Raw genomic sequence first — 12,778 nt, 5'->3', positions numbered from 1 at the left:
TGTTCTTCATTCTAATGCAGAGGAAATTTGTTGCCTCAGCACGTTTCAAATGGTGAGGCCGTATGCGCTGGTCAGCGCATACGGCCTCAGTGTTTCAACCTCATTACGCGCCCTGGTAGGGGGCGTCATCAGATGGGAAGTCCTTGCTCGACGGTCCTGCAGCGCCACCTCGAACCGGAGTCCATCCACGAGCCGGCTGCGAAGCAGCGGTTGCAGCCGAGCGTGAACGATACACAACATAGGGGCGAGTCGGGTAAGCAACAGGGGCCGAAAGAACATGCACCAAGCGGGTGAAAGGCCACACCGCGAACAGGATCAGGCCAGCAATGATGTGCAGCTTGAATTGAAGCGGAACATCGGTCATCAAGGAGACATCGGGCTGGAACATGAAGATCGAACGGAACCAAACCGAGATCGTCTCACGGTAGTTGTATCCGCCGCCCTTACCCAGAATCTGCGTTGTCAGCGTTGCAGCACCGCCAAGGAAGATCGCAACGGACAAAAGCACGTACATGATGATGTCGTTACGCGTAGTTGCCAGGCGCACAGACTTCTTCACAATGCGACGGTAGAGCAGACCAAGCAAGCCAACCAAGGTCATGAGCCCGGCGATACCACCACCAATGATCGCAACCATGTGGTAGGCATGCTCGCTCACTCCCATGGCCTCGGTCCACGACTGCGGAATCACCAAGCCCATGACGTGACCCAGTGCCACACCCAAAATGCCGAAGTGGAACAAGGGCGAAGACAGGCGCAGGATACGCCCCTCGTTGAGCTGGGAGGAACGTGAAGTCCACCCGTACTGGTCACTGCGGTAACGCCAAATCAACCCACCGATCAGAAGGGTGAATGAAATGTAGGGAAGCACTCCCCAGAGGAAAAGGTTCATGACAATCCTTAGAGTTCGTTCTCACCCGCGGGCGAAAGAAGGGATGACGGAGTTTGTACTGTGGGCCAAGGAAGATCACCGCGATCAGCCATTCCCACCATTTCACTGGGAGGGCCTTGACGGACAAGTGTCTGCATACGGGCAAAAGTAGCCTCGTCCACCTCGGGTAGAGCCATACGCAAGGCAGCAACAACATGCGCCCACGGGGAGGACAAAGACAGCAAAGCAGCGTGAAGAATCTCGATTCCCTCGCGGTGCGAGGCCAACATCGACTCCACAAGCTCATGCTCTTCACCCTCGGTGCGAGCAGCAAGCTCGAGGATATTCGGCAAGTAGTCGGGAAGCTGATCATTATCGAGCTGCCATCCAACTGCCGCGTAGAGATCGCGAACAATGGTCAGAGCAATTCCACGCTGTCGGGTGTCCCCCGTAGCGTAGTAGGTCAGCTCCAAGCAGCAGCGACGCTTCTGATCAAAGGTTTCAACGTAGGCTTCCTCGACCTCGCGACGCGAGCGCTCCCCCGCCCAGTCAAGGAACTGGGAGAACTCAGCCGCGGCCTCGGCAGGAAGCTGAGCCAAGGTGGAAGCCACCTCGGTCAAGATGTCGTCCCATTCCTGCCCCGGGTAGTCCAAAAGAGCGGCGGCCGGAGTGGAACATGGACTCGCTCAGCGCATTAATTGTCCTAGGCGGAGGTGATGGAAAGCGCCTAGGTGGAGCGTCAAAACCAGACTTGGTCATTCGAGGTCGGCGAGCATTAGAGTGGGCGCTGATTTCTCAGCCGAATATTCCGCATGTGTGCGTTGTTCCTGAAACTGTCACTGTTCCCAGTGACGTTATTCGAGTGATGGAGGAACCGCCGAAATCTGGACCCGCAGCCGGGTTCTTGACCGGTGTCGATGCAGTGAAGCGGATCCTCGGGGATGATTGTGCGAGGCCGCGATGGGTTGGTCTGCTTCCCGTGGACGCTCCCCTTGCATCGCTGTGCTTTCCTCTTCTTCTCGAGGCCGTGGCTGATTTGGCGGCGCAGGGTAAGCACGTAGATGGCGTCAGTGCCTGCGCCGATGGTTACCGCCAAAATCTCATCGGAGTTTTTTCGCTGGAGGCAGTGAGCCGGTTCCCCGCGAGTGAGTGGGTCAATCGTTCGATGCGTTCGCTGCTTGCCGAGCTCAATACCGTTGATATCGAGGTCCCGGCATCGTGGGTCGCTGATATTGATACTCCCCTTGATTTGGAACGTGCGCAGACATACGCAATGGACGGGGAGCTTTGCGTTGAAGGAGAAACCTCAGGTGAGTGAATCGATTGAAATTCCAGGTTCGGGAAGCTTGGAGACCCGTCCCGCTCTTAAGCACCTCGATCTTGTGGCTCCGCCAGTCGCACGCGCGCTCACCGCGCTCGACACGACCAACCCCGCCGTGGCCTCGTTCGCGCGAGTAAGTGAAGTTGACCCAGAACTGGCTGATACGGAGGTTCTCACCCAAGCTTTCGGGATGGATCTTGCGCTGTCCTCGAATTGTATTTTGGTTGCGGGCAAGCGCGCGGGTGAAGAAAGAATCGCAGCGTGTGTTGTGCGCGCAACGACCAATGCTGATGTCAATCACGTGGTGAAGAAGCTTCTCGACGTACGAAAAGCCTCGTTTTGGCCGCAAGAACGCGCAGTTGAGGCCTCGGGGATGGAATACGGAGGGATCACTCCGATTGGCATCCCCGAGGCCTGGCGACTGTTAATCGATTCGCGTTGCGTGCAGGGATGGTCCTGCATCGGCTCGGGACTGCGCCGCTCAAAGCTCTTCGTTCCCGGAGAACTCCTTGCCGCGCTTCCTGGTGCTGAAATCGTGGAAGGCCTGGGAATTTAGTCGATTTCGGGGAACCAGATGCCGATCTCGCGCAGTGCGGATTCGGGCGAATCTGAACCGTGAATGATGTTCTCCATGTTCGGCGTATCCCAGGCGCGTCCGAGGTCCCCGCGGATGGTACCGGCGGGAGCGGTTGTCGGATCGGTCGAGCCCATCATGGTGCGCATGCCTTCGATGACGCGCTGACCTTCAACGATGATCGCGACCAAGGGGCCGGCGCTCATGAAGTCCAGGAGGCCCTCGAAGAAGGGCTTGCCTGCGTGGTCGCGGTAGTGCTCGGCGAGGATTTCACGCGAGGCAACCATGATCTTCAAGCCCTTGATGATGTAGCCCTTCGCTTCGATGCGGCGCAGGATCTCACCGGTCAAACCGCGGGCATAACCGTCGGGCTTGACGAGGATGAGGGTGTGCTCCAACGAGGGATCCAATAGGTGCTGACGTGTAATCAGAACGGAATCGGCGCTCACAAAATCTCCTTTGCTTGAGTGAGGACGCTTCAGCATAACCGGCGATGGGCCGAAAGTCATAGCCCCAGATGATACGAAAAAGGACTGACCGCCATGGTCAGCCCTTTTTCGTTATCCCATCAACACAGAGCAGTCTTCCCAGAAAGTCTTCCGGAGAGATACGAGCAACACCAGTCACTCGTTGTCTGATGCACCTAGTCTACGAAGATCAACTGCGAGGAATACGTGCGTTTCCTGAGAGTTTTCTGGAGCAGGTTTCCCATGCGTCAACTGCGCTACTTGGCTTTAACCCCGCAGCTCACAGATTCGCATCATTGGACTGCGAAAAATGATCTTCCACAAATGCTGGGCCCTCAAAACCATGACGACCCAGAGTCTGGAAAATATCGTCCATGATCTGCGAAGGTTCCTGCAATCCCGCCGAAAACTCCGGGTGTTGAATTTCGATTGCCGCAAAACCTGCCGGATCAGACACGGGCTGAGTATCGTACTTCTCCCCCAGGAGCGCATTCACTTCCTCGAGGTCCGCGGGCGCGCCGAAAATCCATGTTGTCGCAGCGGGTCCCTCGGCGTTTCGCCCCAAGTAGAGGCGCATCAGTACAACCTTCTTGCCCGCACGCGGGAAACTCCCGCCCACGCGCGTGAAGAGGTGCAGATCCAGATCACCCAGCGATCCATCAACGAGGCAGTAGGCGTAAGCGCCGATGCCTCGAACGCTCAGCGCATCGGCCAAAATCCCGAGGAACTCATCCGGGAAGGGTTCTTCTTGGAAGTAGATTCCTTCTCCGCGCTCAGGTGCGTGCTCGCCCATGATGGAAATCGGCAGTCCCGCTTCCTCAAGTGCGCGCGCCACCAAGGAGATATTGAATTCAGGGAAAGGGTGCAAGATTGCTGCGTTCTTACCTAGGCGCTCGACGAACACGTAGGTTGAAAAGCCCAGTTCCTGCGTGACCTGTGTACTCACAAACTCTCCTCTTTCAGCGGGGTCGATGATCGCCTACGCACCACCGCCTCGGCAATGGAAATTAACTCAAGCACAGGCCTTGCGAATGCAAGACCTCAAGGACGGGGGCCGTGTCAAAGGTGTCAGGCAGTCCCATCTGTTCGCTGATGATCTGAGTGAAGGCATTGGTGGCTCCAAGGCCGGCCTTGCGCATTTCGTAGTAGGTGCGTACGTCTTCGTCATATTCGGCAAGGGCCTCCAGGTAGGAACCCTCGACCTTCGGGTAGGTGTTTTCGCCGACGGCCAAGTCCTTGGGGATACGAGGACGGTAAGGCGGGTCCTGCAGCGGGCGTCCCACCAGCAGGCCGAGGATCGGGAAGGTCATGCGAGGCAGTTCGAGGAGCTCGATCGTTCGCGCGGGACCTCGCAGCAGCGAGCCGAGGTAAACCGTGCCCAAACCCATGGATTCAGCGGCAACCTCCATGTTGTGAGCGGCCAAAACCGCGTCTTCCATGGCTGCCAAGAACAGGTTGGTGCGCTGGAGCGGAGCAATATCCATTCCCGCTTCTTCACGAATTCGCGCATTGCGGTAGAGGTCGACGGCGAACATGAAAAGGTCGCCCTTGGAGGTGCCCACGTAGGGCTGCTGTGCGACCTCAGCCAGAGCATCACGCTTTGCCACATCGGTGACGTGAATGATTGAGAACTGCTGGCGGAAGGATGAGGTGGGTGCGCGACGGGCTACGTCGATGAGGGCATCGCGTTCCTCGAGGCCAAGCTGGGTGTCCTCGAACTTGCGGATGGTGCGATGTGCGCGCAGCACGTCAATCGTTGGATTGGTCACTCCAACTTCGGGGACCTTGCGGTAGTCTTCGGCCTGCATTTTTGCTCCTTTGGTTGCAACGGTCGCTCTTATTGTCCGTTTTTCGGCTATTTTTCGCCAGTGCATCCCACTTTTGCGTCAACCGCGGATCGTCTTCACCCTGGGATTTTGGCAGCATTGCTTCATCACAATTCGGTCGCAGTTTAGGTGCAGACTTCCGAAATGTGGAGTCTGAGATGGACGCTCTTTCGAGGATGGCTAGACTGAGAGTCATGCGTAAATCTCTCATTGCAACAATGTGCATTGCCGTCATGGCAGCAACCGGCCTCGCTGCTTGCTCCAGCGGCCCCCAGTCAGCAACCAACGAAAAGTTCATTACCAAGGATCCGGCCACGGTCGTCGAAACCGGCGTGAAGCTCCCCGAGCAGCGTGACCTCGAGTTCAAGCTCGATGGCAGCGTCTCGAAGGCAAAGGTCGAGATTGCTGACGCGGAAATTGCCGAGCAGGTCAAGGGTTCCAAGAACCTTCGTATTCACCCCAAGAAGGTCGGTGAAACCACCATTAAGCTCACCGACCCCAACGGCAAGGAATACCAGATTCCTCTCGAGGTTGTTGAAGGTAACAACTGACATTTATTCAATCTCGTCCCCGGGGGCCAGGTGAGCTGGCCCCCGGGGCATTGTTTTACCTAAGTCATCAGACCTATATTCATGTACTTTTCCTTGAACTTGTCTAGAAAATACGTACATGAGGGATATTGACCTGTATATGATCTACATCATATATTGTCGCCTGTCCGCAGATTGCAAAGGAGCATGAGGTGACAAGCATTTCCCCTCCGGTCTACGAACAGATCGCACAGACTATCAGACGCCAAATCCTGGACGGCGATCTCACCGCCGGTTCACGGATTCCTTCTGAGAGCATTCTTTGCGAGCAGTTCTCAGTGACCCGGGGAACAGTCCGCCGCGCACTCCAAGTCCTCGTCAGTGAGGGCTATCTTCGGTCCTATCAAGGTAAAGGAACCTTCGTTACCTCACAGGAAAACAAGCGTGTCTTGTGGGGATTCGGCTCGTTGACCGACCGCCTCGAGGGGACAAGCGACCACGCACGCGCACGCGTCTTGGATCACTCGGTGGTACTGCGTCAGAATCGGCCCTTCCTACGACTCAAGCGCCTTCGCTTGATTGAGAACGACAACGGCTCTTTCCCGGTGAGCCTCGATATTTCTTTCCTCCCGATTGATCTATTCCCCGGCATCCAAGAAGTTGATTTCACCGATGCCTCGATCTATCACATCCTTCGCGATGTCTATCGGACAACTCCGAAGTTCTCGGTGGTCTCGATGAGCGCGCGAAGCATTGACCAAGAAACCCGCACGATCCTTGGTGAACCGGCAGGTACCCGCTGCCTTCTCCACCTCACGGGCTCTACCTACGACCACAACGGGGCATGCATCGAGGAAAGCGAAGTTACCTACTCAACTCGGGTGCAAGCAACCTTGACCATCGACCAGGTCAGGGGTCACGCAGAACCCGTTACTCTTAAAGAAGAGAGCACGGCTCCACTGAGCGATTGAAGCAAGACAAGCTATGAACGTTCATATTCGTCCCACTCTCACCGTGGGAATCGATGATATTTCCCTGTGGGGAAAAGAACTGTGTTTCTCCCCCGAGCACCCAAGCGTCGTCCAAGAGTCAGGGGATGGCTGGGAGGATTTCACGAGCGCCCAAAAAGTCAATGCCAATCCTGTCAATCTGGCAATGACCTTCATCGATATCTTTGATGCCCCAGTAAGCGCTTTTGAAAAGCACGACCACACCCGCGAAACCCTGCTCCCAACATCGGTTCCGATCATCTTGGCAGTGTGCCCCCAAAGTTGCACAGCACCAAGCGTTCAAGAGACCACTTTCATTGTGATTCCACGCGGATGCGCAATGATCCTCCATGAGGGAACGTGGCATTCACACTGCTTTGGGATCGATGGGGCAACGGCGTATCACCGACTCACCGACGCCGACCCACAATTCCCCTCGATTCGAGCCACTCTAGGCGCCGAAGCCGTGACAAGTGACCTCTTTACACACTGCACCGGCAAGGGCTCCAAGCGCTCAACACACTCTGAATAAACCCCTGGGCTCCGCTCTTGATAGTGCAATCAGAAGCGGAGCCCAGGCGGTCAGTACCAAAGGCGCAAGGCTCCCGCTCCCCTCAAGGGAGCGCGGCCTCGGCAATCCCTAGAAGTGCACGCGGCGTGCGAGGGGTTCGCACTCCGCCAGCACTCGGCCAGCGCGGAAGTTCGCAAGCACAGGAGCACCGAAGCTCAGTGCGTGGAACCAATCCTTGGCGTCCAGCACAATGAAGTTCGCCGTGTTTCCAACCTCGATCCCGTAATCGGACAGGCTCAGCGTGCGCGCAGCATTGTGGGTGATGAAGTTGTACGAGCCCGTGATCTCCGGGCGCGCCATCATCTGCGTGACATACAGGCCGTTGAGCACGACATCACGCAAGTTTCCGGTACCCATGGGATTCCACGGATCCTCAATATCATCCTGACCGAAGGAAACGTTGATTCCTGCCTCGGTTAGTTCCTTCACGCGGGTGACGCCTCGGCGCTTCGGATAGGTGTCGACACGCCCCTGCAGGTGCGTATTGACCAGAGGATTCGACACGAAGTTGATGCCACTCATCTTGAGCAGGCGCACCAAGCGCAGGAAGTACGCATTGTTGTAGGAGTGCATTGCCGTCGTGTGCGAGGCGGTCACTCGCGGCCCAATCCCGGCCTCAAGTGCGCGCGTGGCCAGAGTTTCCAGCCCGCGCGAGGCCTCGTCGTCGATTTCGTCGCAGTGCACGTCCATGAGCAGTCCGTATTCCTGGGCGAGCTCGACTGCGAAGTTCAGCGAGGAGACGGAGTACTCGCGGGTGAACTCGAAGTGCGGGATGGCGCCGATTGCATCCACGCCCATTTCCGCCGCGCGACGCATGAGGTCGCGTCCGTTGGGGAAGGACTCGATGCCCTCCTGCGGGAAGGCAACCAACTGCAGGGTCATGGAGTCCTTGAGTTCCTCACGCAGATCGATGAGCGCACGAAGGGCTGTCAGGTCCGGATCGGTCACGTCGACGTGCGAGCGCACGTACTGGATGCCGAACTGGGCCTGCTGACGAAGTGCGCGGCCCGCGCGATCCTTGACGTCCTCGTAGGTCAGGCTCTGCTTGCGCTCGCTCCACACCTCGATGCCCTCAAAGAGGGTTCCGCTTTCGTTGTAGCGCGGCTGTCCCGAGGTCAGCGCCGTATCCAAGTGAACGTGGGATTCGATATAGGGGGGCAGCACCAGCTTGCCCGTGTAGTCGCGGACCTCTTCGCCTTCACGAGGCGTCAGTCCCGCGCCGATTTCCGCGAACTTTCCGTCCGTGATGCGGATGTCGACTCCGGCGGGTCCGTCTTCAATGCGGACACCCTTGATGAGCAGGTTCGCTCCAGCGTTTGCGGGGGTGCTCATCGACGGATTCCCTTCTCGATTGCGCTTCCGACGAAGTAGACGAGGATCGCGACGACCATGGCGTTGATCGAGACGATTCCGAAGCCGGGGGTCAGCCAGCCGGTCAGCGCGCCTGCGACCAAGGCGACGATCGGTGCCCACTTGATGGTGGTTGCGCTCTCACCCTCAGTCATGTAGGTCTTCCTGCGGGCGAAGTAATCCGCGACCAGGACCGCGCCGATGGGAGGCAGAGTGGCGTTGAGCAGGCTCAGCCAGCCGACGAAGTTGTCGTAGAGCCACAGGGCGCCCAGGGTGCCGATGACTCCAGCGACCAAGACCAGGGGCTTCTTGTTGATTCCGGTGATGTTCGCGTATCCAAGACCGGTCGTGTACAGGGCGTTGTTGTTCGTCGTCCAGATGTTGGCGCCGAGGACGATGAGGGCGGGGATCAGCAGGCCCTGGGCCATCATGACGTAGAAGATGTCGTCCTTGCCGGTGAAGGCACCGCCGACCGCGCCGAAGGAGAACATCAAGGTGTTGCCGATGAAGAAGGCGATGACCGTCGTGATGACCGCCGAAGTGGTGGTCTTCGCGAAACGCGTGAAGTTCGGGGTTGCGCTTCCGCCGGAGACGAAGCTTCCGATAACGAGGCCGATTGCGGTCACCGTGGTCATTCCCTGGTTTTGTCCGAAGACTGCGTGGAGGCCGCCTCCGTCGTTCACTGCGGCGATCATCGAGTAGCTACCGAGGATTGCGATCAGGGGCACCGAGATGAAGGAGACGATTTCGATGGCCTTGATTCCGAAGTAAGCGGAAGCGGTCATGAGTCCACCTGCAACGATGACGACCGGCCAGGGGCTGATTCCCAGGGTTTCAGCTGCGGGGATGCCGAACATCGCAACGCCGACACCGAACCAACCCATCTGCGTGAAGGAGATGAGTGCCGAGGGGAGGTAGGAACCGATACGTCCGAAGGTGTGGCGGGACATGAGGTCGAAGCTCAGTCCGGTCTTTGCGCCGATGTAGCCCAGGGATCCGGTGTAGACGGCCAAGATCGCGCCGCCGATGATCACCGCCCACACGTACTGCGAGTAATTGAGACCGTTTCCGAGCTTTGCTCCAACGCTCATCGAGGCGGAGAAGAAGGTGAAGCCGAGCATAACAAAACCGACGGCCCAAAATGACCGTCGGTTCTGAGATGGAACTGCTTCAAATGAGAAGTCATCATCGTGTCGAGTGACTTCTTCTTTTTCTCGGGTGGGGGCGATCGTGCTCATCGGTTATCCTTCCTGCTTCTAAGGTTTCGTGGCACTACATTCGTAAACTTCATCAACCTGGTGCTGAACTAGCCCAAATTGCCAAAAGAGTATCGCGCCACGAACACTCATTGCAAACCCATTCCATGTGAGACGTGACGCACCCAGAAAAAGACCGTGGCCCCACCTCTCCCTCCAAGGAAATGGGGCCACGGCCATTACGGAGTTCCCCAGCGGCTACCGCTCGAAACTCCATTTTTCAGTCTGCCCTGAATGACAATCCCATAGGTGAATGACTGTCCCGTTTTCGGAAGAGTCTTCCCGAACTGCCAGACATTTCCCAGTCGCCACGTTTTGCAGTTGACCGCCTGACAACTGCCTCCATTCCTGCGTGGGCGCGGGGACGCAGTCCCACAGGTGAATGGGAGTTCCGTTCTCATTGCGCTGCTCGAAGATGTCGAGGCACTTGCCGGCCAGCATGAGTTTGCCCTGATCAAAGGTCACATTCTGTGCGTAGATCGGCTCGGAGCCGCTTCGGTCAGAAGACGTCGTGCGCACACAATCCCACTCCTGAATCTTGCGTCCATTGAGGCTCGCTCCGTCCCACAGATCCAAGCACTTCCCATTTCCATTGACCAACGCTCCCTGCTGAAGCTGAGTACTCGGCGTGTTGTCGGGAGTGTTGGCATCCGAGTGACCGTCAGTGTTGCCGCCATCGTTGTGCGCGGCCTCGTCCTTTTGCGTATAGAAGAAGTCCCACACGGAGAGCACGTCTGCCGTGAAGTTCACGGTGAGCTGTCCTTGATCGTTGGTCTTGACGGTGAAGGGAATCTCACGCGCACGACCGCCATCAACATCGGGACTGACCGCGTACAAGTGCGCGGGAACTTCACCGTCGCCAATCGTGTAGGAAACGGGCAAGCCAAGCAAAGTCTCGGGCTTTGCGGTGGGATCACGCCACTTGTCATCATTGTCCTTCTCGAGGTTGATCAGGTGAAGGACCTGCGTATCACCATTGGTCATGGCGTTTGCCCAAATGGTGTTTGCGCTTCCGTTGGAGCTGACGTTATGCCCCTGGATCGACACTCCTCGGCTGACGCGGTGAAGGTTGGGTCCGTAGAGGACATTTTCGTAACCGGTAATGACGTTGTAGTAGTTACGCAGCCAGTCCTGCAGCTCATAGCTCATGAACTTGATGCGGTCAGGGAAGAAGGGGCCATTGAGCATGTTGTTGTCCTGGCCCAGTTCCAGGTGGTGCGCGCCGTTTGCCGCGAATACCGCGTCAGCCAACTGAACGGAAGGAGTGTCGAAGGAAGAAACCGTCAACGAGTCAACGTTGATATCTCCGCAATCGCCCTCATCGAACTGGTAGGTGATTGTGTGCTGTCCCTTGTCCAGCCACGTGCTCCTGGCCTCGCCCGTGCTCCACCGGGTCCAGATGTCAGAGTTGTCGTTGAAATGTGTCGGGCTTGATCCCATGTACAGGACGCCGATCTTCTTGCCATCGACGTACACGCTGCGCACAGCCATGCGTCCGGTTGCATTCGCCCAGCGCAAGACCAGACCGTAGTTGCGACTCTCAGTGACATTGACGTTAAAGGAGACAGCCTTCCCTCGCCATTCGGGCTGCTCGACGAATCCCTTGCCCGTGTAGCCTTCGTGGTCCGAGGCCGTGGGCAGTCCCGCGTGAGACGCGTCCTCGGCCTCGTATCGGTCGCCCGTCACGGAGTCGGAGTTCATGTATGCAGCGACGACTGCGCTCTTGCCTCCGGACTCCTTGCGCTGACGTTCCAGATAGTCCGCCAAGTTCGAGTTCGAGGCCTGGCTGCCCCACAGCTCGGTGTAGAGGTAGTCGGCTTTGGACTGAGCCAATTGGCTGGAACCGTAGCCGTCAACGGCATTGAGTCCAACAGGCTTCTTCGTCTGCTCCGAAGTCTCGTTCACGAGCGACGCAAAACCGGCTTCGAGGTCGACGGGGTTCCCGTTGACATCCCACGCGCCCTGAGGGTTACCGAGCTGGTCGATATGCGTTCCCTCGAAGCCCAGTTCGATCTGCTTCTTGTACTGATCGACCATATGCTGACGCCACTGAGTATTCTGCGGGTTCATCATGTGCAGGGTTGTGTCCTGCTGGCCGGGGATCATGACGCTTGTCCAGGGGACGCGGGTGTCGTTGTCGCCTCGGATGTTGATTGCCCAGTCGCTACTCACGCCGTGGTTTTGGTACCCCTCAAGTGCTGCATAGCTCATGGAGTAGGGCAGCGAGGCGACGCCGGCATCATCGCCCGAGGCGATGAATTGCTTGATGACGTCCGAGGAGAAGTTCCACTTCTTCCAGTCGCTCCACTGCGGCGCGTCCTTGCCGTCTTCGTAGCGCACCGGGTCTTCATGACGCCACATCCAGTCGTAGTACTGGAGCGAATTGATGTGGTAATCCTGGGCCAGCTGATCGATGATGCCGTCCGTCTTTCCACTGAGGTCAGCGCTGTAGTTACCCAGGTAGCCAAAGCGTGGGTATCGCGTCCAGGTGCTGGAGACGTCAATCGCCGTATTCGCTTGGGAATCTTTAGTGTCGACTTCCACCATGTAGCCCGTGAAGTCCGTGCTCGGGGGAGTGAAAGTCCAGGTTGTTTTGCCATTTTCCGAGGCCTGGGCGGTGTAGTGATCAACCTGCTTTCCCAGGTGAGTGAGTGAGAAGTTCACTTCCCCGCTCCCTTGGGTTTGGGCAGTAACGGTGACGGGTTTCCCCGGCTCATAACGCGCTTTGTCGGCCCAGACTTTCGTAATTGTTGGGGCGGCTTCTGCGCGATATTCTGCGCCGAGTACTGTCGCGCTTCCCGCGAGTACACCGGCAGTTACGAGCGCCCCAATCTTCTTTGCGGTTCCAATCCGCATGCGTATCCCTCACTCTGTTTTTCTGCGTGTTATCAGCGAAAACAGCCTGTTAAAGCTTCGCGATGACGCTACAAAGATCGCCTGAACGCATCCAGAACCATTCCTGCACGCAACATTGGCATAACAATGAATCACAGCGACTTAATTCTGGATTGAAAAATCGTTGA

Annotated in this window: 13 protein-coding genes; 5 read left to right on the top strand and 8 right to left on the bottom strand. The window is 57.4% G+C overall.

What is annotated here, in order from left to right:
* Window positions 1-103: 103 nt before the first annotated feature.
* Both narI and narJ read right to left on the bottom strand, forming a co-directional pair.
* Window positions 104-892, bottom strand: a complete 789-nt coding sequence (gene narI / locus ACWNMW_RS05010) for a respiratory nitrate reductase subunit gamma (RefSeq protein ID WP_449490237.1) — start codon at window positions 890-892, stop codon at window positions 104-106.
* 8 nt (window positions 893-900) lie between these two features.
* Complete coding sequence (gene narJ, locus ACWNMW_RS05005) at window positions 901-1,524, bottom strand: nitrate reductase molybdenum cofactor assembly chaperone (protein ID WP_449490236.1); 624 nt, start codon at window positions 1,522-1,524, stop codon at window positions 901-903.
* A 23-nt stretch (window positions 1,525-1,547) separates the two neighbouring features.
* On the opposite strand from narJ, the gene mobA reads away from it, so the two are divergent.
* Window positions 1,548-2,189, top strand: coding sequence for a molybdenum cofactor guanylyltransferase (gene mobA / locus ACWNMW_RS05000; RefSeq protein WP_449490235.1), 642 nt, complete (start codon window positions 1,548-1,550; stop codon window positions 2,187-2,189).
* Window positions 2,182-2,748 (top strand): YbaK/EbsC family protein, encoded by a 567-nt coding sequence (locus tag ACWNMW_RS04995; RefSeq protein WP_449490234.1) that lies wholly within the window; start codon window positions 2,182-2,184, stop codon window positions 2,746-2,748. Before mobA ends, ACWNMW_RS04995 begins: the two co-directional genes overlap by 8 nt.
* Here the strand turns inward: ACWNMW_RS04995 and ndk are convergent.
* From ndk to ACWNMW_RS04980, 3 genes are all read right to left on the bottom strand, one after another.
* Window positions 2,745-3,215, bottom strand: coding sequence for a nucleoside-diphosphate kinase (gene ndk, locus ACWNMW_RS04990; RefSeq protein WP_034500937.1), 471 nt, complete (start codon window positions 3,213-3,215; stop codon window positions 2,745-2,747). The genes ACWNMW_RS04995 and ndk overlap by 4 nt on opposite strands.
* A gap of 298 nt (window positions 3,216-3,513) precedes the next feature.
* The gene (locus tag ACWNMW_RS04985) at window positions 3,514-4,179 is read right to left on the bottom strand and encodes a hypothetical protein (protein WP_449490233.1); all 666 of its coding nucleotides are present in this window, start codon (window positions 4,177-4,179) and stop codon (window positions 3,514-3,516) included.
* Between the two features lie 61 nt (window positions 4,180-4,240).
* Window positions 4,241-5,041, bottom strand: coding sequence for a nitroreductase family protein (locus ACWNMW_RS04980; RefSeq protein WP_449490232.1), 801 nt, complete (start codon window positions 5,039-5,041; stop codon window positions 4,241-4,243).
* Window positions 5,042-5,253: 212 nt separating this feature from the next.
* On the opposite strand from ACWNMW_RS04980, the gene ACWNMW_RS04975 reads away from it, so the two are divergent.
* The 3 genes from ACWNMW_RS04975 (at window position 5,254) to ACWNMW_RS04965 (ending at window position 7,110) form a co-directional block, all read left to right on the top strand.
* Complete coding sequence (locus ACWNMW_RS04975) at window positions 5,254-5,610, top strand: Ig-like domain-containing protein (RefSeq protein ID WP_231945342.1); 357 nt, start codon at window positions 5,254-5,256, stop codon at window positions 5,608-5,610.
* 191 nt (window positions 5,611-5,801) lie between these two features.
* The gene (locus ACWNMW_RS04970; RefSeq protein WP_449490231.1) at window positions 5,802-6,560 is read left to right on the top strand and encodes a GntR family transcriptional regulator; all 759 of its coding nucleotides are present in this window, start codon (window positions 5,802-5,804) and stop codon (window positions 6,558-6,560) included.
* 13 nt (window positions 6,561-6,573) lie between these two features.
* Window positions 6,574-7,110: an ureidoglycolate lyase gene (locus tag ACWNMW_RS04965; protein WP_449490230.1), complete on the top strand. Its 537-nt coding sequence runs from the start codon at window positions 6,574-6,576 to the stop codon at window positions 7,108-7,110.
* A 108-nt stretch (window positions 7,111-7,218) separates the two neighbouring features.
* Here ACWNMW_RS04965 and codA read toward each other — a convergent pair whose 3' ends face one another.
* The 3 genes from codA to ACWNMW_RS04950 all read right to left on the bottom strand — a co-directional run bounded on the left by codA (window position 7,219) and on the right by ACWNMW_RS04950 (window position 12,611).
* The gene (codA, locus tag ACWNMW_RS04960; protein WP_449490229.1) at window positions 7,219-8,481 is read right to left on the bottom strand and encodes a cytosine deaminase; all 1,263 of its coding nucleotides are present in this window, start codon (window positions 8,479-8,481) and stop codon (window positions 7,219-7,221) included.
* Window positions 8,478-9,737 (bottom strand): cytosine permease, encoded by a 1,260-nt coding sequence (codB, locus tag ACWNMW_RS04955; protein WP_449490228.1) that lies wholly within the window; start codon window positions 9,735-9,737, stop codon window positions 8,478-8,480. The genes codA and codB overlap by 4 nt, the downstream gene beginning before the upstream one ends.
* Window positions 9,738-9,953: 216 nt before the next feature.
* Entirely contained in the window at window positions 9,954-12,611 is a 2,658-nt protein-coding gene (locus ACWNMW_RS04950) for a glycoside hydrolase family 66 protein (protein WP_449490227.1), read from the bottom strand.
* Window positions 12,612-12,778 lie beyond the last annotated feature (167 nt).

It is taken from the genome of Actinomyces sp. Marseille-QA0893, from assembly GCF_976954355.1.
The sequence above is the reverse complement of the archived record's forward strand: the minus strand, read 5'-3'. Positions and strand labels throughout refer to the sequence as shown.